21 protein-coding genes are annotated in these 24,436 nt (G+C 40.9%); 14 read left to right on the top strand and 7 right to left on the bottom strand.

Annotated elements, in window-relative coordinates; genetic code table 11:
- Positions 1–18 precede the first annotated feature (18 nt).
- Entirely contained in the window at positions 19–2,463 is a 2,445-nt protein-coding gene (locus AC1HJP_RS03955) for a TonB-dependent receptor (protein ID WP_480360474.1), read from the top strand.
- A 405-nt stretch (positions 2,464–2,868) separates the two neighbouring features.
- Complete coding sequence (locus AC1HJP_RS03950; RefSeq protein WP_480360473.1) at positions 2,869–4,143, top strand: carbohydrate porin; 1,275 nt, start codon at positions 2,869–2,871, stop codon at positions 4,141–4,143.
- A gap of 56 nt (positions 4,144–4,199) precedes the next feature.
- Here AC1HJP_RS03950 and AC1HJP_RS03945 read toward each other — a convergent pair whose 3' ends face one another.
- The 3 genes from AC1HJP_RS03945 to AC1HJP_RS03935 form a co-directional block, all read right to left on the bottom strand.
- Entirely contained in the window at positions 4,200–4,625 is a 426-nt protein-coding gene (locus AC1HJP_RS03945; RefSeq protein ID WP_480360472.1) for a DUF4177 domain-containing protein, read from the bottom strand.
- A 245-nt stretch (positions 4,626–4,870) separates the two neighbouring features.
- The gene (locus tag AC1HJP_RS03940) at positions 4,871–5,536 is read right to left on the bottom strand and encodes a DUF1826 domain-containing protein (RefSeq protein ID WP_480360471.1); all 666 of its coding nucleotides are present in this window, start codon (positions 5,534–5,536) and stop codon (positions 4,871–4,873) included.
- Positions 5,537–5,653: 117 nt separating this feature from the next.
- Complete coding sequence (locus AC1HJP_RS03935) at positions 5,654–6,001, bottom strand: winged helix-turn-helix transcriptional regulator (protein WP_480360470.1); 348 nt, start codon at positions 5,999–6,001, stop codon at positions 5,654–5,656.
- A 104-nt stretch (positions 6,002–6,105) separates the two neighbouring features.
- Here AC1HJP_RS03935 and AC1HJP_RS03930 point away from each other — a divergent pair, with 104 nt between their 5' ends.
- From AC1HJP_RS03930 to AC1HJP_RS03920, 3 genes are all read left to right on the top strand, one after another.
- Positions 6,106–6,873, top strand: coding sequence for an SDR family NAD(P)-dependent oxidoreductase (locus AC1HJP_RS03930; protein WP_480360469.1), 768 nt, complete (start codon positions 6,106–6,108; stop codon positions 6,871–6,873).
- 35 nt (positions 6,874–6,908) lie between these two features.
- Positions 6,909–7,559 carry a cupin domain-containing protein gene (locus tag AC1HJP_RS03925; RefSeq protein WP_480360467.1) on the top strand — a complete coding sequence of 217 codons (651 nt, stop codon included), beginning with the start codon at positions 6,909–6,911 and terminating at the stop codon, positions 7,557–7,559.
- An 81-nt stretch (positions 7,560–7,640) separates the two neighbouring features.
- Positions 7,641–8,549, top strand: a complete 909-nt coding sequence (locus AC1HJP_RS03920) for a GGDEF domain-containing protein (RefSeq protein WP_480360466.1) — start codon at positions 7,641–7,643, stop codon at positions 8,547–8,549.
- Between the two features lie 22 nt (positions 8,550–8,571).
- On the opposite strand, the gene AC1HJP_RS03915 is transcribed toward AC1HJP_RS03920, so the two are convergent.
- Positions 8,572–9,228, bottom strand: coding sequence for an NAD(P)H-dependent oxidoreductase (locus AC1HJP_RS03915; protein WP_480360465.1), 657 nt, complete (start codon positions 9,226–9,228; stop codon positions 8,572–8,574).
- Between the two features lie 200 nt (positions 9,229–9,428).
- On the opposite strand from AC1HJP_RS03915, the gene AC1HJP_RS03910 reads away from it, so the two are divergent.
- Positions 9,429–10,388 carry a sensor domain-containing diguanylate cyclase gene (locus tag AC1HJP_RS03910; RefSeq protein WP_480360464.1) on the top strand — a complete coding sequence of 320 codons (960 nt, stop codon included), beginning with the start codon at positions 9,429–9,431 and terminating at the stop codon, positions 10,386–10,388.
- Positions 10,389–10,400: 12 nt separating this feature from the next.
- On the opposite strand, the gene AC1HJP_RS03905 is transcribed toward AC1HJP_RS03910, so the two are convergent.
- Entirely contained in the window at positions 10,401–11,348 is a 948-nt protein-coding gene (locus tag AC1HJP_RS03905; RefSeq protein WP_480360462.1) for a LysR family transcriptional regulator, read from the bottom strand.
- Between the two features lie 253 nt (positions 11,349–11,601).
- Between AC1HJP_RS03905 and AC1HJP_RS03900 the strand changes: the two genes are divergently transcribed.
- On the top strand, positions 11,602–12,603 hold the full coding sequence (locus AC1HJP_RS03900) for a zinc-binding dehydrogenase (protein WP_480360461.1): 1,002 nt from the start codon (positions 11,602–11,604) through the stop codon (positions 12,601–12,603).
- A gap of 69 nt (positions 12,604–12,672) precedes the next feature.
- Here AC1HJP_RS03900 and AC1HJP_RS03895 read toward each other — a convergent pair whose 3' ends face one another.
- Positions 12,673–13,215 (bottom strand): acyloxyacyl hydrolase, encoded by a 543-nt coding sequence (locus tag AC1HJP_RS03895; protein ID WP_480360460.1) that lies wholly within the window; start codon positions 13,213–13,215, stop codon positions 12,673–12,675.
- Between the two features lie 234 nt (positions 13,216–13,449).
- Between AC1HJP_RS03895 and AC1HJP_RS03890 the strand changes: the two genes are divergently transcribed.
- The 7 genes from AC1HJP_RS03890 to AC1HJP_RS03860 all read left to right on the top strand — a co-directional run bounded on the left by AC1HJP_RS03890 (position 13,450) and on the right by AC1HJP_RS03860 (position 23,444).
- Positions 13,450–14,070 carry an MlaC/ttg2D family ABC transporter substrate-binding protein gene (locus AC1HJP_RS03890; RefSeq protein WP_480360459.1) on the top strand — a complete coding sequence of 207 codons (621 nt, stop codon included), beginning with the start codon at positions 13,450–13,452 and terminating at the stop codon, positions 14,068–14,070.
- Positions 14,071–14,385: 315 nt separating this feature from the next.
- Complete coding sequence (locus AC1HJP_RS03885) at positions 14,386–15,198, top strand: PhzF family phenazine biosynthesis protein (protein WP_480360457.1); 813 nt, start codon at positions 14,386–14,388, stop codon at positions 15,196–15,198.
- A gap of 121 nt (positions 15,199–15,319) precedes the next feature.
- Positions 15,320–16,954, top strand: a complete 1,635-nt coding sequence (locus tag AC1HJP_RS03880) for a methyl-accepting chemotaxis protein (protein ID WP_480360456.1) — start codon at positions 15,320–15,322, stop codon at positions 16,952–16,954.
- A 131-nt stretch (positions 16,955–17,085) separates the two neighbouring features.
- Entirely contained in the window at positions 17,086–18,420 is a 1,335-nt protein-coding gene (locus AC1HJP_RS03875; protein ID WP_480360455.1) for an MFS transporter, read from the top strand.
- Positions 18,421–18,506: 86 nt separating this feature from the next.
- A complete protein-coding gene (locus AC1HJP_RS03870; protein WP_404394229.1) occupies positions 18,507–19,037 on the top strand; it encodes a TIGR00645 family protein in 531 nt (176 codons plus the stop codon).
- A gap of 255 nt (positions 19,038–19,292) precedes the next feature.
- The gene (locus AC1HJP_RS03865) at positions 19,293–21,293 is read left to right on the top strand and encodes a methyl-accepting chemotaxis protein (protein WP_480360454.1); all 2,001 of its coding nucleotides are present in this window, start codon (positions 19,293–19,295) and stop codon (positions 21,291–21,293) included.
- Between the two features lie 129 nt (positions 21,294–21,422).
- The gene (locus AC1HJP_RS03860; RefSeq protein ID WP_480360453.1) at positions 21,423–23,444 is read left to right on the top strand and encodes a S9 family peptidase; all 2,022 of its coding nucleotides are present in this window, start codon (positions 21,423–21,425) and stop codon (positions 23,442–23,444) included.
- Between the two features lie 36 nt (positions 23,445–23,480).
- Here the strand turns inward: AC1HJP_RS03860 and AC1HJP_RS03855 are convergent, their stop codons facing one another.
- A complete protein-coding gene (locus AC1HJP_RS03855; RefSeq protein ID WP_480360452.1) occupies positions 23,481–24,434 on the bottom strand; it encodes a GGDEF domain-containing protein in 954 nt (317 codons plus the stop codon).
- Between the last annotated feature and the right edge of the window lie 2 nt (positions 24,435–24,436).

Here is a 24,436-nt window from a genome sequence, read left to right as displayed (position 1 = left end):
AGAGCACATATTCCAAAAATGAAAAAATTTAGCTTATCTCTCATCGCAGCCGCTTGTGCGGTCTCACCTTTCACTTATGCGCAAGCAAAAGCAGATGCAAATAATAACTCGGCAACCGACAGCTCTGACATTGAAGTGATCAGTGTTTATGGTCGCCAAAACCAAGTTGTTATGAACTCGGGTCTAGCCACTAAGTCAGATATGTCACTGATGGAAACACCTGCGGCGGTTGTGATTGTCGACAGTGAACTTATCAACGCACAAGGCGTTTCAAATCTGCAAGATCTTGTGCGTAATATCAGTGGTGTGACGCAAGCAGGTAACAACTATGGCATCGGTGATAACCTAGTCGTGCGTGGCTTAGGTGCTAACTATACCTACGATGGCATGTATGGCGGTGCAGGTTTAGGCAATACCTTTAACCCAACACGATCTTTGACCAACGTTGAGTCAATTGAAGTACTAAAAGGCCCTGCAACAGGCTTGTATGGTATGGGCAGTGCCGGTGGTGTGATCAACCTGATTGAGAAAAAGCCTGAATTTGAAGCGAAGCATGGGTTAACTGCTGAGTTGGGTCAGTGGAATAGTTACTCTGTAGAAATGGACTCAACTGCTGGCATTACTGATGATCTGGCGTACCGTGTATTGGTTAAAACGCAGCGAAGTGATGGCTACCGTGATTTAAGCAATGACAGAGACGAAGCGTATGTCAGCTTTAAATATGTGCTCAGTGATGCGCAAGACATTATGCTTTCAACGGCATATATCAAAGATGCCATTGCGGTTGACTCAATTGGTCACCCAATTCGAATTTATAATGCCGAATCTGTTGATGGCAAAACCGCAGGTGAAGCGAACTGGCAAGATTTAATTAATGATCCTGCAGGCAAAGGTGTGCAATTATCGGATGCTCAGCGTCAACAGCTTGCAAACTCTTTGGCAGCCAATGATGGTTTAACGCCTTATACATTCGGCCATAACGGTATTATTTCGCCAATGGCAAAAGACAATGAAGGCGAAGAGTTACGTGTAAAACTGACGCACAATATTGCTTTCACTAATGACTTAACGTTAAACCACCAACTGCAATTCCGTAACTATGATTCTGGCTTTGCCCGCCAAACCGGTGCGTATAACTATGTATACTGGAACCGTCGTGGCACCATCAATGCTGATCCGCGTGCACCTTTAGTGGTTGATGATGTACTTTATCCTTATGCTGCCCGTCGTCAAGAATATCGTAAAGTAGAAGCCGAAGAGCAATCTTGGCAGTACTTTGCCGATCTTCGCTATGACTTTACGTTAGGCAATGTTGATAATGAATTTTTAGTCAACGCAAACTACGAAGATCGTGATATCCGCTTTAAGCAATACTCAATTTATGATGCTGATAAAGTCATTAAAAACAAAGAGGGTGACGTGATTTACCAAGGTAAATTACCTTACATTTTTGATATCCGTAATCCGAACTGGGCAACCGGCAGTTTTGAAGATCACGATCCGTTAAAAACCAGTGATTACAATAAAACAGTGAATGCGTGGGGCTTAGGCGCACAGCATGTTGCTTATTTTGAAAATGGCATTACAACGCGAGTAGGCGTGGCGTATAACCGTATCAAGCAAAATTATGAGCACTTTGGTGTAGATGCCAGATACCGCGCAAGTGCTGCAGAGCCAACGCCAGAGCAAGATACCTCAGATAGCGGCTTAACGTTTAACTTAGGTGCGAGCTATAAGTTTACAGATGATGTATCTATGTTTGTTAACCATGCCAAAGGTCGCACGGCATACAGTGTACTGGGAACTATTTATGGTAATGAGAATGACCGTGAAGATTCAGAGTCAGTTTCAAACGATATCGGCTTACGTGTAAAAGCATTTGATGATCAACTTGTCGCTTCATTCATCGTTTTTGAAAGCAGCCGTACTAATTTAGAGTATGCAAACCCGGATTATGAAGAGGGTGTGTCAGCTTCAAGCGTGCCAAAGAGCTACTTTGATGGAAAAGAGCAAACTAAAGGTGTAGAACTTGACCTTAACGCAGTATTGACTGATGAGTGGAAGCTTAACTTTAATGCGGTCTATCAAGATGCTCGTGATAAGAAAGATCCAAACCGCGATTCATTCGATACACGTCAAAAAGGTGTGCCTTATGTGACGGTAGGGAGCTGGGTTACTTACTCAAAAGAACTGTTTGATCTCGCTGAGGCAATGAACTTCAGTTTAGGTCACAAGTATGTTGATAACCGCAGCACGCACTCGACTTCATTCGGTATTCCTGACGGGTATGTACCAAGCTATAGCGTATTTGATGCAGGTGTCAGTTACAGCAACGACAACTGGAAAATCCAAGCGAATATCTACAATTTATTCAACAAAGTGTATTACAACAAGGCTATGTTCTTAGGCGGTATGCCTGGGGACGAACGCAATGTGAAATTAAAAGTAACGTATGCTTTCTAATTCATAAAATTGAGTACAATTATGAGCGCTGCGGCGCTCTTTTTTATATTTTTGATTAAACATTGAGCAAACAGTTAACTTGGGTTTAAACGTCTGAAAATTGAGCTTTTAAAGCAGTTAAAGTTACAGAGAATTTACGCTTGATGATCGATTACGTAAAAGAAGATATCAAGCCCATGAATTTTAGTGTATTTAATTGTATAACCTTGGTTTCTTATCTTCTTGTGTAGCGGTGCTAAACAGCACAAATTTTCTTATCATTTACATTGTTTACGAGTTTAAACAGCCTTTAAATTCTTCGCTTACATCACTAGCAGTTTTGCAATTTTCCCTAATTTGAATACACAAAAAGAGTAGGCTAGGCTTGCGCGAATTTTATTACTCTCACCTCGGAAATTCGCTTTTATGTCTCTTTTTTCACCTCGTTTGTTGGCTTGTGCGATGGCACTTTCTAGCGCCTCTATGATGTCGTCATTATTCGTATCACCTTCTGTTGAGGCTGCAGGCAATACAGCTAATACTGAGCTTGAAAAGTTAGAGCAACAAATCACTGTGCTAGAGCAGCAAGTAAAACAGATCAAAGCGCATAACAGCAAAGAGGTGGTGGTAAATGCTGCCCCAGATATTCATGTCGGTGGTGCTATTCGATTTAACTACAACATGGTGTCGTATGACGATGACAATGAAAAGCGTGGCGGCGACATCGACTTTGATTTAGTGCGCTTGAATTTCTCAGGTGACATTGCAGACATCGGTGTAAATGCAGAGATCCGCTTCTTAGATTATATGCGTGTGGTTAAATTTGCATATCTAGATTACGACTTCAGTGATGACTGGCATGGGCAACTGGGCTTAGCGCCAGTGCCATTTGGCAATGCACCACATAGTGGCTTTCATAGTTACTTTATGAGTCCTAATTACTTCATTGGCTTGCAAGAAGATTATGACCTAGGACTGGTATTAAAACATAAGGCAACCGAAAATAGCGTATTAGACATCGCATTTTTCAAAAACGACGAACATGGTGGCGTTGATGGCGGTGCTGAAGAGCGTAAAGATCGCTATTCAGTCGATGCATTAGGGATCAGGCTACGTGATGAAAACATCCATGATGCGCCAACAACGACTTTAGCTGAATATAACACGCTAGTGGGTCGTTATACTTATCAACTTGAACATCAATTTGGCACAACGCATGTGGGTTTTTCAGCGCTCGATGGCGGTTTGCATGATGGCGTGAGTCGTATAGGCGACCATACTGCTTGGGCGCTGCATGCTTCGACGCATATTGGTCAATGGCGCGTGCATTTACAACATACTCAGTATCAATATCACATAGACAATGTGACACAAATTGTTGTGGGTGCTAACTCCATGTATGACACCATTGCCAGTGAGGCGACCAGCACTAATCTTGCTGTGTCTTATGATTTATCGGTAGATATTGGCCCTATTTCTCAACTGAGTTTCTATAACGATTTTGGCACCGTTTATAACAAATCAGATGATACTGCCAATACTTGGATGAACATTACTGGTATGTCGATATCAGCTGGGGCGTTGTTTACGTATGTTGACTTGGTGCATGCGAAAAACCAGCCTTTTGTTGGCGGCTCGATTGCTGGCAACAGTGACGATTTTGAAAGAAGGTTGAATATTAACGTGGGTTATTACTTCTGATAAAGCTGAGAGTTAGTTAAGCTCATGAGGCGCTTCTTTGCGCCTCAGTTATTTTATCAGTGAGTGATTTCTCGCTGGAAGATAGCAAGTAAGTTTCCGGTTTTTCCAACTAATGCGTTTTGTGCGAGTTCAGGCGTGAGTATTTGAACGAGCAGCCAACCATCTTGTCCTTCTTGATTCAATATCGTCTGTAAATCAGGTAGCTTTGCCTTTTTGAAGCCAGCCAAAAAACCTTCGTTATTTTCTATTTCGAGTGTTTTATATTCGTATTGCTTTTTCATGGACGTTTCCTCGTAGTCCAGATCTGCAAAGTTAATGTTTAACGCCGATGCGATGGCCTTTTTAGATTGCAATGAGGCCGTATACTCTTTTTCAATTCTTTGAATTGTTCGTAAGTTTAACCCTGCTGCAATGGCTAGCTCATCTTGAGACCAACACTGTTTTTGTCTGAGCTCAATAATTAAATCGGCATTTACTTTCATAACGCTGTAGACCTTTGTGAATGTACGCTAATAGCATCACTTAAAAACGTGAAATTGATTACGAATACTTAACGAAGAATACCCGCAATTTATACGACAGCAAATAATAACTTTGAATAAATCTATGAAAGGTATAGTTAAATTTTAATGTGGGTAAAAATAGAACGAGTATATAAATGAGAGCTTTGCAATTTGAATGGCTGCAAAGCTCAGATTAAAAGGGGTTTTAGAAAGTAAAAGTGAGGTTAATCAATCAAATCGAGCGTCAGCAACAAACGTTTTTTACCTTCAGCTAAACCCGGGGAGCGGTGAACTAAGCCTTTACCTTCATTACCAGCCCAACCTTCGCCTTTTAGTAAGGCTACATCGCCGGCTTCAAGTGTTTGAATGGCATTTTGCACAGTCATAATACCTGAATGCTCGTCATCAAGACCTTGGCTGCCCGCACCGAGCTTTGAGCGATCAACATGTTCGTTGAGTAGCCATTCTGTGGCCACGCCTTCAAAAGTGGTGACTAAGCGACAAGGGATTTTGTCGACATGAAATTTTGGGCACATTGCTTTGTCTAAAACCGATAAACGCACACCAGCGCGTTTGGCTTCAAACAACGTACAAAACATATCGACTAGAATTGCGATGTGATCACACAAAGCTGGACTTGCTTTCAAGGCACGATGGCTGCCGCTTAATTGTTCAAATGCATTTTCAGGTTCAGCAGCTATTACTTCTTGAAGGCTTGGCGCGTTTTCGATGATGTTTTGCGACTCTTTTAAAATGTCAGAAGATAAAGTGTGTTCCCAAATCGCAATATTGATGTTTTCGTTGTAGATGTCAGTGAGTATTTGAAACTCGTCAGACACAGAGACGCTTGATGCTACTTCAAGCTGCTCGGCGGTATTTGAGTAAGCCATGTTTATTTACAATTTAAGTGACGGTAGCTTGATTGTAATGTTATACAGTATCGATTTCTAGTTGCGATTTATTCAAGTCATTACATAAATGCTTATATGCATCTAAAGAGTTTGACTCTACTCGTTTTTAAATAAATCTATCTCGTTCTGTAAATGCTCTAACTGTTCAAGAATGGCTAAAAACTTTTCACCAAATGGAGTGACTTGATATTCAACGCGAGGAGGCAGTTCGTTGAATACTTGTTTTTCTAAAATGCCAAACTCGACATTACGTTTGAGACATTGATTAAGCACTTTAGTGGTTAGCCCTTCAACTTGACGGACCATTTCACCGGGGCGATTTATGCCTTCATCTAATAATTGATACACAGTTAAAGACCATTTACAGCCATAAATGGTTTCTACCATGCGTGCGCTAGATTGAGGCGCTAATTTTCTAGGAAATATTTTTTCGTTTGCTGTCATAAAGATGTACCAAAAAGTACCTACCTAACCAAATTGTGCTTACTATTCAGAGGCTTTTCGTAAAATTAATATTATCACGACTTTTACAAACAAGAGATGTGAATATGAAATTTTCAAATGCAGGCACAGTGATGATTATTGGCGGTTCTAGTGGTATGGGTTTTGCGACGGCAAAAGCACTATTAGATCTCGGACTTAATGTAGAGATATTAGCGAATAATGCAGAAAAACTCGATAAAGCCGTCAGTGAGCTGAGCCGTTTAGGTCAAGTCACTGGCACACAGATCGATTTATATGACATTGATGCTGTACAGGCACTTGCCAGCAAAATTACAGCCTCAACTACAGACTATGGTTACTTAGTGAATGCAGCTGGCTACTTTTCACCGCTGGCTTTTGTTGAGCACACTTTATCTGATTACAATCAATACCATGATTTAAATAAAGCAACATTTCTACTGACTCAAGCGGTTGTCAAGAATATGCAAAAAGCGGGTAGCGGTAGCATTGTGAATATTGGTTCTATGTGGGCAAAACAAGCCATCAAAGCGACGCCTTCGTCGGCGTATTCAATGGCAAAAGCGGGCTTGCATGCTTTTACTCAGCATTTGGCTATGGAACTCGCGGACGACAAAATTCGCGTTAATGCGGTGTCTCCAGCTGTGGTTAAAACGCCGATTTATGGCTCTTTTATTGCGCCTGAAGACATAGACACTACCTTGAACAGTTTTAATGCATTTCACCCAATCGGACGAGTGGGTGAGCCAAATGATATTGCTAACAGTATCGTCTTTTTATTATCAGATGATGCAAGTTGGATCACAGGCAGCATTTTAGATGTGGACGGCGGAGTGATGGCGGGTAGAAATTAATACACTTAGCATCTTGTGCTTTGTAGGAGATAAATATGTTGAATATGAACTTTCTAGAACGTTTAGTGATAGAAACAGCAGATATGCCTTGGCAGCCTAGCCCTGCTCAAGGTGTGTGGCGCAAACCTTTAGAGCGCGAAGACAAAGAGTCAGGACACACCACAAGTATTGTGAAATATGACGCGGGTTCTGCTTTTAAGCCTCATCCTCACCCTATGGGTGAGGAAATCTTTGTGCTAGAAGGCGTGTTTTCTGACGAGTTTGGCGATTACCCAGCAGGGACCTATATCCGTAATCCGCCAAACAGCGTTCATGCACCATTTAGTAAAGAGGGCTGCGTTATCTTCGTTAAGCTCAATCAGTTTGACGAACAAGACACCGAAACGATAAGAGTTCACACCTTAGAAAACAAGTGGCAACAAGGGCAGGGTAACTTACAAGTCATGCCATTGCATAGTTTTGTTCATGAACACACTGCACTAGTGAAATGGCCTGCGGGCGAGCAGTTTGTGCCCCATAAACATTTTGGTGGTGAAGAAATACTAGTCTTGAGTGGTGAGTTTATTGATGAGCAAGGAAGGTACCCAGAAGGCACATGGTTACGCAGTCCTCACATGAGTGAACATCACCCCTTTGTGGAGCAAGAAACCATTATTTTAGTCAAAGTGGGTCACTTGCCTGTTTGACAAATTATGCGCATTGAACCTTGAGTCTGATAAAGCTTGTCTATAATTAAGTGTATTGTTCGAACTCAAGGTATGCGTTTAATGGCAGAGATCCAAATTCCTTTTGAAGAGATCATGGATGAAACTGCCGTTGCTGTCGGCATGATGGACAAACATTTTGTGTATCAATACTGCAACAACAAAATGGCTGAGCTACTTGGATTGCCCGTCGAGTCGATTTTAGGGCGCAAACAGTCTGAAGTGATAAGCGAGATGCATGCAAAGTCAGTGGGTGTAAAAATAGACTCGGATGACTTAAAAGCCTGGTTAGAAAATGTCGAGCGAATGCAGTCAAGCACACCTGAGCGGCAATTTATAACGGATACCGTTGATGGCCGTTTTTTCAAAATGCAGCGAATGACACTTTCAGGTGGCGGTCATGTTGTACTGGGAATGGATATCACTGAACTTGAGGTGGCTAAACAGCAATTGACTCAATTGAATGAGGTTTTACATGAGCAAGCCACAACAGATGAACTCACAGGGCTGAGTAATCGTAGAGCTTTGTTCGACAAAGCGACGATAGAATTTAATAGAGCAAGGCGTTTACATACGCCCTTATCTTTACTCATTCTAGATATCGACTTTTTTAAAAAAGTAAATGACACCTACGGTCACCCAGTGGGTGATCGAGTGATTATCCGAGTAGCCGATGTGTTACAAAAAGAAGTGCGAGAATACGATTTAGTAGGCCGACTTGGCGGCGAAGAGTACGCCGTTGTGTTACCTAATACGGATGCAAAGCAAGCGGGGGTCGTTGCAGAGCGCATGCGCCTTTCAATAGAGAATACAGCCATTGAAGGCGAGCAAATAAACTTTAAAGTGACCTGCTCCTTTGGTGTGGCTGAGGTTTGTGCCAATCATAATGATGTGGACGATGTGTTTTTATCCGCTGATAAAGCACTTTACAAGGCGAAGCAAAACGGTAGAAATAAAGTGGTAGTCGCCTAATAAGCAACTACCAAAATAGCATTTAAATCACGCTAATGACTGCTTCACGAGGTAAGCGCGCTTTAGGCAAACCATGATTCCAATCTTCACCGTCTTTGTGGTAACCAATTGCAAGGGCCACTTCACAGATATGTCCGTCTAGATCTTCTTTAAATAATTCGCCCAACAGTTCAGAGTCAACGCCTTCCATTGGGGTAGAGGCAATCCCCATTCTGGCAAGTACGTGCAGTAAATTACCCAGAGCTAAATACACTTGTGCTTTTGTCCAAGCGCCGTTGTAACCTGTCTCATCAGTGTTCATTTCTGCAAAAGCATAAGCGCCCATAAAAGTGTCATACATTTCAGCAGGTAAATGGCCAGAACTCACCTCGGCATCGACACGTTTACTGAATTTGTCTTTCGTAAATTGAGGGTCGTAAGCCAATAGAATTGTATGCGAAGCTTCTTTGGCATGAAGCTGATTAAATTGATGCTTGTTGGCAAAGCTATCATGCAATCTTTGCTTTGCTGCGTCGCTTTCAATGACGACAAATTTCCAAGGCTGAGAGTTTATAGATGATGCCGACAAGCGAAGTGCTTCGAGAATAATGTTCAAATCATCGTTTGAAACTTTCTTCGTTGCATCGTATTTTTTAACAGTATAGCGGCGGTTTAAATCTTCAATAATCTGCTGTGACATAGTGTCTCCAATTCGGTTGAATGGTTTATTGGCGATTATTTTAACTTGAGCTTTAAAAATGATAATTGCTTATATACATGAAACACTTTCAATAAAAAATTGATAATAAAGTTAGATCATGGCCATCATGCTGGCAGACTAGGTCTAAATCACTTTCTTCTACTATCTTTATAAAAAGTTTACTGTCTTTAAGTAGCGAAATGAGCGGTTATCCTTATAAATCTTTTCATGAATTATCAGTAGAAGAAATAGATTGGCAGCGCTGGCAAAAACTAGTGAACACTGTTGCCAATTTATTCTCGGCGCCTGCGGCATTCGTGACACAAGCAAGTAATAAAGGTATTGAAGTGCTTGTTGCATCTGAGTTGCCTACAACCCACTATTCACCTGGGGGCGCTGCTGGTATGGACGAAAATGTTTATTGCCATTATGTGGTGCAAAACAATCTGCCCTTGTATGTAAAAAATGCCGAACAACATCCCGAGTGGCATTCAAACCCTGAGTATACCGAAGACAGTTATGTTTCTTATTTAGGCTACCCAATCCTTTGGCCTGATGGTACGTCTTTTGGCACTTTATGTGTGATGGATACACAAACAAGTGATTATGCCGATCAACTAGTTAATACATTAGAGCTCATGAGTGAAGTGTTGAATAGTGACTTGGCGCATTTATACACAGAGAGCCAATTGCGAGTAGAAAGTCGGATCGATCCCCTAACAGGTATACTAAACCGAAGAGGGTTTGAAGAGGCCTATGAACAATATTGCAAATTATCTCAGCGCCTTGGTCGCAAGGCAAAACTGTGTTTTATCGACTTAGATGATTTTAAAAAAGTGAATGACAATTTAGGCCATGAAATGGGCGATAAGTTGCTACAAATTTTTGCTCAAGCCCTGACAGAAGTAACACGGTCTACAGATTTGGTTTGTCGATGGGGTGGCGATGAGTTTGTTGTTCTATTTAATAGTGATAAAGAAATTAATTCAAAGCAGCTAATAGAAAGGATCAACGAATTCGTTCATCAAGGTTACCCATCGCACACTATCGGTTTTTCTTCTGGGGTAGTTGCCCTAGACCTAAATCAGGACAACTCATTAGAGCGAGTTTTAATCGATGCTGACAAAGCCATGTATAAACAAAAGTTATCGCTCAAGTAGCAAGCTTTGCGGTTATTTTTGTTGATAAAGGCGCTCTATGTTTGGAATGTTTCTCTCCCAAATAGGTTTTTTATCACCAATATAATGTCGTGCGGCGTCTAAAAATAATCTGGTTCTAACGGGTAAGTCACGATGTGGATACACGGCGTACATGGCACTGTAATCAGGTAAATTCACGTCTGTCAAAATGGGCACTAGATCACTTTCCTCCATGGGTTTTGCAAAAAAGAAAGCGGGAGCAGTCATAAAGGCATTATGTGAAAGCACTTTTTCAACTAATGCCTCACCGTCGTTTGATTTAAACACTGGATTGATTGGTTGCTCTTGTGGTTCGCCTTTATCATCTATATAACTGATCGATTCGAAGCGGATATGTGAACTCGAATAGGCAGCAGCAGGTAGTTCTTCTAAGTCGGCCATGGTTTTTGGCTCACCATAGATTTCTAAAAACTGTTTCGTGGCAAGAATAAGCATACGATTACGAGCAATTTTACGTGCTATAAGCGAAGAATCGCGAGGCTCACCGATTCTAAATGCTAAATCAAAGCCTTCAGACACCATGTCTACGACTCTGTCGTCGTGTCTTAAATCTATGGTGACTTGCGGAAAGCGCTTTTGAAAGTCATTGATGACAGGCATGAGATAAAACTTACCAATGTAACTCGACGCCGTAATTCGCAGCAAACCGCGAGGCTCTTGGTGGTAGTTTTCAGCCAGTTGCACTGTATCTTGTAGCAATAATCTAAGTTCAGCGGCTTTTTTTACCATTTCAGCGCCGGCAGCAGTCAAAGAGAAAGAGCGAGTTGTTCGGTTGAGTAGGCGAACCCCCAAATCTTCTTCTAATTTGCTCACTTGCTTTGAAATAACAGAACGATCAATGTTTCTAAGCTCGGCAGCTTTTGAAAATGAACCTTGTTCAACAACTTCAAGTAACATGATCAAGCGACTGGTTGTATCCACGGTGCGATCCTAAAAATCAATATTGATGATAGTTTGGCACCAATGAAAGTGTAAAACTAGATAAATAATCTACAAATAAAGTATAAATTATAAATTTAATGGTTTCATTACCTTATGTTGACAATTGTCGCAGTGAGGTTGTTGAACTTGAATTGACGTGTTTTAATAGCAAAAAGCGACAAATTAGCAATTATTTTGCAATAATTGGCATGTTTTGATACCACAAACTGATTCTTTTAATGACAGGAAATGTATGTCTGCAGTTAACAATTCAATGAAAGTCATAGAACTCGTTCAGGCCGGAGAGGCTTTCGACTTGCAATGTGCCGAACGTCAAGTACCACAATTGGGTGCGAATGAATTGCTGGTGGCCATCGATTATGTTGCTTTGAACCATGTTGACGCGCGATTAGCTCAGACTGGCTTTTCACAATGGCAATACCCTCATGTTTTGGGACTCGATGCAGTGGGCACTGTGGTTGACGCGCCAAAGGGCGTTTTTCCGAACAAAGGCTCACGCGTGCTATTTAACGCCTGTCTATCGCAACAGGGCATGCTAAAAGAATATGCAGTGGTGCCTAGCCACAGTGTTTCTGTGATCCCTGATGAAGTACCTAGCGAGGTTGCCGTATCTTTACCCAATGCTGGTATGGCGGCACTAATCGCCTTAAACAAACTACAGTTGCAGCCAGGTGAATCTTTACTGATCAACAGTGCACAAGGCGCGGTTGCCCACTTCGCGATTCAATATGCCAAACAGCAAGGCGCGCAAGTGTATGCATTTGCACAAAAGCCTCATCAGAAACGGCTTGAAAAACTAGGGGCGGATTTAGCGTTTGATTGCGAGCAAGAAGGTGTGTGCGAGCAAATTAAAAGAGAAATTGGCAATGCGGGATTTGATTGCATCATTAATACCCAAGGCGATGAGACTTTCTTAGAAGATTTACAACATCTGCGTTTTTGTGGGCGTATTGCTTGCTTGAATGGTTTTAGCACTATTCCTGAACAGTTACTTTTTGAGAAAGCGCCGAATATTGGGGTGGTCTCAGTATCAGGTGCTTGGCTTTCAAATAGTTTATGTGCACAGCAACATTTGCGTTTTATGGGCGAGCAGCTGTTACAAGACGTGGCACAAAAGCGTATTCAGGCGCCAGAATTAAACATTATCGATTTCGAGGTGGCCGCAGTGCGTGACGCCTTGTCTATGTTGTTAACTCAAACTTGTACAAAGCGACCGATTATCAAAATTAGATAATTAAGGTCATTATTAAAAAAGGGTTGAGCGGCCAAGCCACACAACCCTTCAACAGCTTTTGGGAAACAATCAAAAAAAGCTGGAATACGAGAGTGAAATAAAATCGAGTCCTGGATTTGGGCTTTTGAACCCCGCATTTGAGTAATGCATATACCTGACGGCCACTTTGGCATCTCCCAAGTCATAAACCAGTCCCAGTCTGTCTTCAAATTGATAATGGGTACTAACGTTTTTACCAGCAAAATGCGTGTCGTCTAGCAGTGCAAGTCCAATACCCAGTTCTAAATAAAGGGGTTTTTCATACCAAGTTGTAAGCGGGTATTTGAATACAGGGGTAAGAGCCAATACAAAGTTAGTATCGTGGTTGCTTTTTGAACCTCTTCCAGCAGCTGAATAGTTCCAAAAATTAATGCTGGTCTCAAAGTGTAAATCAAAGTTTTTCCAAGCTTCAGGCAGTAAATTTTCAGGGTGGTACTGATAAGCAAGCTTGATCCCATCTACGTCTCCTTCGCCATGAATATAGTGAATAGCATAACCGTGCTTGTTATTTGCAAATGCTGTTGAAGTAAATGTTAGTAAGAAGGCGAGTGCCAATAAACGGAGTAAATTCATAGTTAATGTGAACCTCATCATTTCAATGAGCGTATTTTCACAAAGCTATTTGTGTTTATATGCAAACAAATGTGCACGATATTGATGCTGAAAATGAAACAAAAGTAAAACTAATTGAAATATATAGGTTTTTTATTAGTGTGCATTTTTGGCAACAAAAGGGTGCAAAAGTGTGTCTTTTTCATCATTAAACAAACTCGTATCATGCACTCACTAACTAAACGGGGACACATTATGAAAACTGCAATACAGTATTTATTTTTTTCGGTATTAATTCTATTCAGTGCATACAGTGCTGGCGCGGGTTCTAAACAAGCAAATACCGAGACACCATACACATTAATTAAATCAGTCGGTGATCAGCTGTTTATCGATATTGGTAAGTTGAAAGATTTAGACGAAGACACAAAACGTATTGAACTTAAAAAGCTGGTCAGTGCGCAACTGATGCCGCATATCGATATTAAATTTGTTTCTTTTAAGTTGCTTGGCAAACACGTCAGAGAAGTAAAGCGTGAGCAAGCGGTGAGTTTTATTGATGCGGTTGAACAATATCTGACGGGCACGTATGCCAATGTGTTAATGAGTTACAAAGGCCAAGAAGTACGATTTATTGAACCAGTTTTAGACAGCAAAAGTAAGTTTGCCTCAGTTAAGTCTGAGATTGTAGAGCCAGGCGCTCCGAGTATAGACATTGTATTTAAGTTCAGAAAAAACAAGAAAGGCGAATGGCAAGTTTACGACCTAGTTGCTGAAAGTATTTCACTATTGAATGCAAAGCAGAAAGAAATTGTCTCTCGTATTAGTGAAGTGGGTATAGATAAAGTAACTAATGAATTGATTGCTAAGAGCTAATTCAGTTTGCAGTCAGAAATAAGTGAGTATATTGAAGTTGATTTTACAGAGTCAGTTACCGCTCATTAAGCCAGTTACTTATAACCTAAGTAACTAAATGAACATTAACGTACTTAGTTCCATAGTTGTTATTTAACAACGCTCTTCAAGCGGGCAGTCCCCTTTAATTGCATCCCTTCGCAGTTTTGCCCGCTTATTTTTCTTTTAATTCCATTGCTAATAACCACCAAAATTGTATGCATAACACTTAATCACTTCACTTGTTTTTTAATCTCAGCTAGCTTCTTGGTAATTAAAGATAAAGTGAATGAAATTATGAAGTTAAATATCGACATAGTGGATGCTTTTACATCCACTCAGTTTGGCGGCAATTCAGCGGCAGTGATCATCACAGACACTTGGTTAACCGAAAAATTAATGCAGGCAATCGCTGCAGAAAATAACTTATCTGAAACAGCATTTTTAGTGCCTGTTGAAACGGACGTTTATGATATTCGTTGGTTTTCCCCACTGACCGAAATTGCATTTTGTGGTCATGCAACTTTAGCATCAGCGTTTGTGCTGTTTAATAAAAATCCAACTTTTCAGCAGGTAACACTGAGTGCATCAGCGGTAGGCGCTATGCTGATCAACAAGTTAGATAATGGTTATATTGAAATGGACTTTCCGAGTTTTGCACCTGAGGCTACTTCAGATATACCCGAAGCCCTCATTGCGGGTTTATCGATAAAGCCTCAACAGGTACTAAAAAATCAGCAGGCCTACTTTGCTGTTTATAACAGTGAGTTTGACGTTAGAACTGTCGAACAAAGTACTGAGCAACTAAAACAATTGGCACCGTTGGATGTGGTTGTGACTGCACCAGGCGAAAAACATGATTTTGTATCCCGTTATTTTTGGCCTGCGAATGGGGGCGATGAAGATCCGGTAACGGGCTCTATTCACACGGGATTAGCACCTTACTGGTCTCAAAGGCTTAATAAAACTGAGTTAAAAGCCTATCAGGCATCGAAACGAGGTGGTGAGCTATTGTGTGTGATTGAAGGTGAAAGAGTGAAGCTACGAGGGCAGGCTGTGCATTACTTATCGGGTTCAATTACAGTCAACAACTCTCAAAATTTGTCATAAGTCAAAAGATGGGTTGATCACTCTTGTCGGAACAATCCAATAGCTGTTAGCTTAGTTTTCGTGTCGAAAAACATGCCTCTAGAGCCATATTGGGCCCAGGGATTAATGCTTAAGGAAAATCATGGAAACAACACTGCGACAGCTCTCTGTCAAAACGCGATTGTGGGCGCAAGTTAGCGCTTGTTTTGCTGTAATTCTTGTCATTACTTTTTTGATGCTTAATTCGCTGTACAGTGAATTAAAGCAGTCTAAGCAGCTTGAAACACAACACATTGTTGAAACTGCTCATGGCATAGTGAGCTTTTATGCAGAGCAAGTGGCCAGTTCAAAAATGACGCTTGAGCAAGCGCAAACTGAAGCTAAACAAGTTATCGAAGCAATGCGTTACGCTGATGACGAGTATTTGTTTATTATAGATACTCAGCACACCATGCTGATGCATCCGGTTAAACCTAGTTTAAATGGCACTAACTCTGCGGGCTTGAAAGATCCCAATGGTGTGTACTTTATTCGAGAAATGGTCAGTGCAGCGACGCGCTTTGGTGAAGGCTCAGTACAGTACATGTGGCCAAAAACGCCAAATTCGACGCCGATTGATAAAATCTCTTATGCAAAACAGTTTTCTCCTTGGGGTTGGGTGATTGCCACTGGCATTTATATCGATGATGTTCAAGAGACTTATTGGCAAGAAGTGTCGACCATGGTGGTGCTCATTGTCATCATTGCCATCATATCAATCATTATCACCATCAATGTATTACGCAGTATTATCAACCCATTAGACAGAATAGGCGGCACCATTGAGCGTCTTGAAGAAACGGGTGACCTAACACTCGCGGTAGATACCCAAGGTAAAGATGAACTCACACAGATTGCAGTAGGGTTGAACAACATGGTGTCTAGCTTTAGAGATATTGCGTTTAGTAGTAATGCCTCTGTTGAGCAACTGAACGTTTCTACTCATAGCCTAGAAAGCGTGGCCAACGACACGAAGCAAGCGATGGCCAATCAGCAAATTGAAATCGAACAAGCCGCCACAGCCATGAATGAGATGACGGCGACCGTGTCTGAAGTGGCGCATAATGTTGTAAATACCGCCAATGCCGCCCATAAAGCCCACAAAGAAGCGGGTGAGGGCATGGCGCTGTTAAATATTGCCATTGAGGCAATCAGCGGTTTGGCTAATGAAGTAGAAAAAGCGGCGGCGGTGATTCATAAACTGGGTTCAGTGAGTGAAGAAATAGGCAATGTTACCACGGTCATTAATGCCATCGCAGAGCAAACGAATTTGCTAGCACTTAATGCCGCAATTGAAGCTGCAAGAGCGGGTGAGCAAGGGCGAGGTTTTGCGGTCGTTGCTGATGAAGTTAGGGCTCTTGCACAAAGAACCAAAGAATCAACAGAAAGTATTCAAGGCATGATTGAAGAGCTGCAAAAATATTCTCACGATGCAGTTGTGGTGATGGAAGAAGGACAAGTTTACGCTGAGCGCACTGTTGAACAAGCACAAAATGCTGATCATGCCTTAAAAGAAATTGTAGAAGACATTGCCATTATAAATGAAATGAGTACGCAAATAGCAACGGCTTCAGAAGAGCAGTCTGCAGTCGCTGAAGAAATAAACCGCAGTATAATCACAGTAAGTGACCATACCTCTTCAACTGTTGATGCAACAAAAGACATTGCTTTGGCGGGCTCAGAGCTTAAAGCGTTGGCTGTAGACTTAAAAGCACACGTATCGAAATTTAAAGTTTAACTTCCCCTTTTAAGCCGAACTTAACCAGTAGTAGTTCGGCTATTTTCTCTGCAATAGATAATTTCATAACAGCGCTTGGCAAAGCTGATTAGTTGCTCTAGTATCACAAAAAAAGCCTGCAAACTTTTGTAATGAAATCATTTATCTCTTTATATTTCACCAATCTATTTTTAATTAGTGGCACTGGCTTATTAACCACTTATTTAGCGCTCTATTTAGGTCAAAAAGACGTTTCGACCTTTTGGATCGGTTTACTCACCTCATGTTATTACTTGGGTCTTTTATTAGGCTCAAAGCTTGGTTATCACTTTATTAAATCGGTTGGTCATATTCGTACTTTTGCAGCAAGCACTGCCGCAGTTGTCGCTTGTGTTGCCGCGCATGGCGTCAGCGATAACGTTTATTTATGGCTATTTCTTCGCTTGTGTGTTGGTCTGGGGATGATGGCCAATTACATGGTGTTAGAGAGCTGGCTTAATGAACAAGCAGAGCCTGAGTCACGGGGTAAAGTGTTTTCGTTTTACATGATCACCTCTTACATGGGCATGGTGCTTGGGCAGTTTGCATTATCAAGCTTTCCTGAGTTGGGCTATGCTCCTTTATTCTTGGTGTGTATGGCGGTTGCTGCGGGTATTATTCCCATTGCAATCACGCGACGTATTCACCCTAAACCCATCAAACCCATTCAAGTGAGTTTATTCGACTACTTTAAGAAAGTACCTCAAGCACTCGCTGCGGTACTTTTTGCTGGCATTATCAACGGTAGTTTTTATGGACTAGCGCCCACTTTTGGCAGTGGTATAGGCTTTAGTTCTGCAGAGATTGCAAAGTTTATGTCTTTCACCATATTTGCAGGCCTATTGGCACAGTGGCCAATGGGTGTGATTTCAGACAAAGTACCTAGAAGTATTTTATTAAGAAGTAACGCAGTTGCTTTATGCCTGATCAGTTTGGCAATTTGCTTATTACCAGCTGAGCCGACAGTTTTGATGGCCTGTAGCTTTGCTTTTGGTTTGTTTGCGTTTACGCTTTATCCGCTTTCGTCAGCGTTGGCAAACTCTCGAGTCAGTGATGAAGACCGAGTTGGCGTATCATCTGCACTGCTTATGGTGTTTGGTGCAGGCGCCGCTTTTGGTTCAGCGATCATTTCAAAATCTATGACCTTTTTCGGCCCTAAGGCCTTATATGCATCTATCGCAGTACTCACCGTCTTGATGTTTGGCGTACTGACTTTCATAAACTCTCGTCAAAAAGTTGAACAGCCAGAAGCCAGTGATTATGTGGTGGGTAATTCAGATGTCACTAGCTCGCCGCTTGCAGCAGCGATGGACCCGCGGATCGAGGAAGAAATTGCTCATGAGCAATTGTTAGTTGTAGAAAGTGATGAAGAATCAAAAGTTGATGATAGTTCAAGTGACGAGTTTAAAGAGGCTGAACCTAGTTTTAGTGAACAAAGCAGTAAATAGTTAAATACATAAGTTATTTGTCTAACTATTTGAAACAGATGCTGTGGTTAGACTAGAATGCCGAAAATTCTTTGATAGGTAACATAATGAACGAACCTAAGTCGTTTGGTAATAAACTGGAGCATGTTTTAGAGTCAACCCTTTTCAAAGGTCGCTGGTTACTAGCGCCTTTCTTTTTAGGCTTGTTGTTTGCTGTGATTTTGCTACTTATCAAATTCTTTAAGCAGCTTTATACAATGACACTTACTGCATTCAATACAGCTAATAATGATTTGCTTGTTGGCATTCTCACTTTAGTCGATACTGCTTTATTAGCTGGACTGTTATTGATCATCATTTTTAGCGGCTATGAGAACTTTGTTTCAAAACTCGACATTGATAATCACAGAGATAGACCCGCTTGGATGGGTAAAGTTGGCTTCTCAGGTCTAAAAATTAAGTTGATCAGTGCCATTGTTGCAATTTCAGCCGTCGAGTTACTAAAAGTCTTTATCAGCTCAGAGTCTCTAAGTAATGAAGAACTTGCCTGGAAAGTGGGCATTCACTTAACATTCGTCATATCAGGCGTATTGTTTTCAATTACTGATTACATCAACAGCAAAACTCATAATCATTAGTATGATTTTAGATTTTGCTAGAGCAACTCAAAGGGCTCTAAACACATAAGTGATTCATTTCCTTAAACGCTGTCTATTATTTATACGGGTAAAGCAGGGAGGTTCTGAAATTTTTAAGTTTTTGAAGTAAAAGGCTTTACTCTTTGCTTAACAAAACACTAATATTATTTCATTAGGAATAATTGCTTTAAAATAGATTTGATACGGCCTATATTTTAAAGCAGTTAACTTTTTATTAAAAAATAAGTTGCCTCTATGTTTCTAGCAGTAGCCAAAAAGATTTCAAGTCACCTCACTTTAGTTGTTCTTTTACCTTGTATTTTGCTTGGCGCCATCATTACTTACGATATGAGTATGGCACTCAAGAAAATGAATAATGCCTATGACGCCGAGTACAACGCTTTTCTTAGCCATGCTGTATTAAGCATTGTTCATGAGACACAAAAAGAGCGCGGTGCTTCGGCGAGGTTTGTAGGTTCAAATGGTGCTAAATTTGGTCAGTCTTTGAGAGCACAACGCTCTAATACGAATGCGAAATTGAATACATTAAAAAGTACGCGAAAAGAGTGGGCGCTATCAAAAAAAATGCATAAAGAGCTTAAAGAGTTTGAAGCACTTTTCTTTGAACTAGAGTCAATGCGCAGAAAAGTAGATAACTTATCGGCATCGCTACCAGATTTACTTAAATACTACACTGCAATTAATTCAAAAGGCCTTCATATTGTTATAAAAGCGGCTCGTTTAAGTGAAGATCCAATCATCGCCAAAGAGTTAACAGCCATATATAACTTTTCAAGTGCAAAAGAGTCATCAGGTATGGAGCGTGCATTGCTTGCAAATGTATTTACAAGCAATGCAATGAGTTATACTCAAAAAGCACGATTTATAGAGTTTTTAACCCAACAAAAAATATATATTAATGAAGCATTAGAAGTTGCACCAGAAGCAATTAGCTCAGTTTTACAGTCAGCGTTGAATCAAAACGCATTTGCTGAAGTTGATCGTTTTAGAAAGCTAGTTGAACAGAAAAGCTCTGACTTTAATGTTGATCCGGAAGCATGGTTTACCTCTGCCACTAATAGAATTAATGCCTTAAAAGAGGCAGAAGAAAAAGCTTTAACAATTGTTGATAAAACAGCTATTCGTATTCAGCAAGATGCGGTTACTGTATTAGTAGTCGAAGCAACGATATTCATTGTCGGTTTGCTTATCACTGCTGCATTATTCTTATCTATTCAACTAAGGCACCGTCAGTCAGAATTAATAGCAAAAGGCATTGATATAGCGATTAAAGAGCGCGACATGGCTGATGAGATTGAAGTATTAAGCTCAGATGAACTTGGCGAGTCTGCAGATAAAATCAATGCACTGACTAAGCAGTTTGAAGAGGATTTAATTGAGCTTGGCTTAGTGTCTAAAAAAATCACAGTATCAATTCACGAAACAGCTGTAGCTATTAGTCAAAGCCAAGAAAACTTAGTAGAGCAACAAATGGGGATCCAAACTATTGCTTCTGCTTCTGAGCAAATGAGCGCTAATATTCAAGTTATTGCAAGCTCCATGTCTGATAATTCACAAGCAGCTAAAACCGTTGCCAATGAATCTTTAAATGGCCAAAAGGTGGTAAGTGAAGCGGTTGATGTTATTCAAAGTGCATCTGATGATATGGCGCGATCAGCACAATCGGTTGATACCTTAAATGAGCGTGTTGGCAGTATCTCTAGCATGGTAGATATGATCCGAGAAATCGCAGAGCAAACCAATTTATTGGCGCTTAATGCGGCTATTGAAGCAGCTAGAGCAGGTGAGCAAGGGAGAGGATTTGCGGTTGTGGCTGATGAAGTTAGAAGCCTAGCTAGTCGAACGCAAAAATCGACTGAAGAAATATCTTCTTTAGTGGCAGAGCTTCAAACAAGCTCAAAAGAAGCATCAAGCATTATTACCCAAGGTAAAGAGAATGCATTAGAAGCTGCTAATCGAGCAGAAGAGATTAAACTGGCTTTAGCGACGATTGTTGAACAGGCAAAACAAGTTGAAGCGGTGACAGAAGCGGTTTCTTCAAATACTCAACAGCAGAGTAACGCGATTGAAGAAGTAAGCAAAAATATTGTTGATATTTATCAAAAAGCCACAGAAAACGTTGCTGGTGCAGAGGAAATAGCTAAGGCGGCAACCAATATAGCGGGCTCAGCAATCGATATGGATGAGATGATCGAGCGCTATAAGGTCAGTAAAGAATGTAATTACGAGTATTAAAGAAAACTTAAGCTTTTCATGATGCCCGTTAGTGGGCATCACTTTTGTTCACTTCGTCGCTAAATCCATGACATTTCTTGCTGACTCTAGTATTCATATCCTAAATTTATTGATTAGGGGCCACTATGTATGGGTATTGGGATCAGAAAAACACTTTCAGTATTGGCATTATTACCTGTTTTTGCTCAGGCAAATTCAACATTTAATGCCAATGATATCTTTGCATTAGAGTATGCAAACGACCCACAAATTTCGCCAAACGGTAAGCAGGTCGTTTATGTCAGAAATTCAAATGACATAATGAAAGACAGTACACGCCGTAACTTGTGGTTAGTTGATGTAAAAAGTGGTGAACAAACGCCGTTATTTTCAAATGAAAACCAATACCTTCACCCAAGGTGGTCGCCAGATGGGAAAAAAATAGCCTTCATCAGCAATGTTTCTGGTAGCTACCAAGTTCATGTGCATTACCTAGAGCAAAATCGCACAGCTCTACTAAGCCAGCTTCAATCAAGTGTGAGTAATTTAACTTGGTCTCCTGATGGCAAATGGCTTGCTTTTAGTCAGCAAATCAACGAAAAGCCTTCTGTAATTGCTAAAATGCCAGCCAAGCCAAAAGGTGCGACATGGTCAGAGCCTGCAATTGTTATTGATAAAGCCTATTACCAAGCTGATGGCAGAGGATTAGTTAAACCGGGCTTCCGTCAAATATTTATTTTACCGAGTGATGGCGGCACGCCGCGTCAACTGACTTCTGGCAGTTTTCATCATGGTGGCCAGCTGACTTGGCATAGTAACTCTGAAGAAATTGTATTCTCAGCGAATAGAATTAAAGATTGGGAATACAAGCGTTTAGAAGGTGATTTATTCAGTGTTGATTTAAAGGGCAAGTTAACTCAACTTACCACTCAACCTGGTCGAGAGCATTCTCCGAGTTTTTCAAGAGATGGTAAAAAGCTCGCTTTCTTAAGTGCATCTGGCGAGTTGAATCCTTATCGTAATCACAAACTGAATATCATGGATTGGTCAGATAAAGAGTTTGAAATGGTGGGCAAAGATTTTGACCGCTCCATCCAAAATCCAACGTGGATCAGCAATTCAAGATTGGCAATTGCTTACGATGACTTCGGTAAGCGTAAGCTTGCAGCGATTTCTTTAAGTGGCAATATCAAAGACCTAGCCGACAGCTTATCGGGTACAACACTGGGGAGACCTTATATTAGCGGCCAGTTTAGTGCGAATTATTCAGGTAAAATCGCATTTACCCATGGCACAGCGCAAAGGCCCGCTGATGTAGCAATTGCATCGACTAAAGGGAATACCAAACAGTTAACTTCTTTAAACGAAGATTTACTTGCTCATAAAACCTTAGGTGAAGTACACGAAGTTAACTACAAGTCTTCATTCGATGGCGAGCAAATTCAAGGTTGGTATATCACGCCCCCTAATTTTGATCCTAAGAAAAAGTATCCGCTATTGATTGAAATTCACGGTGGCCCACATTTAGCCTATGGCCCACATTTTTCGGCTGAGTTACAGCGCTATGCTGCACAAGGGTATGTGGTGTTTTACGATAATCACCGAGGCAGTAGCTCTTATGGTGAGCGTTTCGCTATGTTGTTAAAGTATAAATACAGCTCGAAGGAAGATTTTGCAGATCACAATTCAGGCGTTGATGCCATGATAGCTAAAGGTTTTATCGATAAAGACAATCTATTTATTGCTGGTGGGTCAGCTGGGGGCATTGCAACGGCTTACGCGATTGGCCTAACCGACAGATTTAATGCTGCTGTGGTCGTGAAACCAGTCATTAATTGGCTGAGTAAAGTGCTTACTGCGGATAGTGGTTTAGTACAAATACCAACGCAATTTCCGGGTATGCCTTGGGAGCATGTTGAACATTACTGGCAGCGCTCTCCGTTATCGTTAGTTGGTAATGTGTCAACGCCAACCATGTTGATGACAGGCGAAGAAGATTTACGAACGCCAATGGCAGAGACCGAGCAGTATTATCAAGCTTTGAAACTTCGTAAAATTGATACCGTTCTGGTGAAAATTCCAGGCGCACCACATGGTATTGCAGGGAAGCCATCTCGTATGGTGAGTAAAATTGAGCATACCCTTGCTTGGTTTGAGAAGTATAAAAAGTAGCACAATTCGATAGGGTGTGGTTAGGTTGATTTCAATTTAACCACACACAACCAGATTGCGGCCAGATTGCTTTGCCTTATACATAAGCTGGTCGACTCGAGTGAGTAAGGTTGTAAAGTTATCATCTCTCTTAAATTGTGTTACACCAAAACTGGCAGAAAGGGACTTTTTGTTTGGAAATTTAATGGTATTTAATGCATTTTTGATGTGTTGAGCGATATTGCAAGCATCGGTCAATGATACGTTATTGACGACTATAAGAAACTCTTCACCTCCCCAGCGACCATATTGTGCGTAACTAGGTAAAAATTTTCTCATGGCATCTGCTGTGGCCATAAGTATTTCGTCGCCATAGTTATGCCCAAATGCGTCATTGACTCTTTTGAAATGATCTAAATCGAATAGCATAATTGAAAAAGGCAAACCAGTATTTACTGTGTCATTTATTAATTCGCGTAAAGAGGCATTAATTTTTCTTCGATTATATAATTTAGTTAACTCATCAGTGATTGCTTGTCGTTCTAACTCTTTTGCTTGGTTAAACTCTTCAGTAATATCTTGAATAAGGCCGACTGTTCGAAGCGGTTGTCCAATACTATTTGTAAACGTATGACTAAAATGCTTAAAGTGGCGTTTTATTTGTGTATCGTCTAAAAATGTATGAACAATTGCAGGGTGCTCAACGTCTTCAAGTTGAATTAATTGTGTTTCAAGCGCCAAGCGTTTTTCAGGGTCGATAAGATTAATGAACTCATTCCATTTTAATTTACAAGACGTCTTTGTTAGCCCCAACATGTTCAATAGCTCGGGGGAGAGGCAAACGTCATAGGTGAGATGATTGAGTTTCCAAGTGCCTACTTTTGCGACTTGCTGTATCTTAGATAAGGTAAATTGCTCAAACTGCCTTTCTCTGAGGTCTTTTTTGAGTTGGTGATTCTCCATCTCAAGATTGAGTTGATGCAGGTTTAAACTTGGCTCAATACTCGTCATGT

The sequence above is a fragment of the Pseudoalteromonas sp. NFXS53 genome, from assembly GCF_056629255.1.
This window is presented reverse-complemented; position numbering and strand designations above follow the sequence as displayed.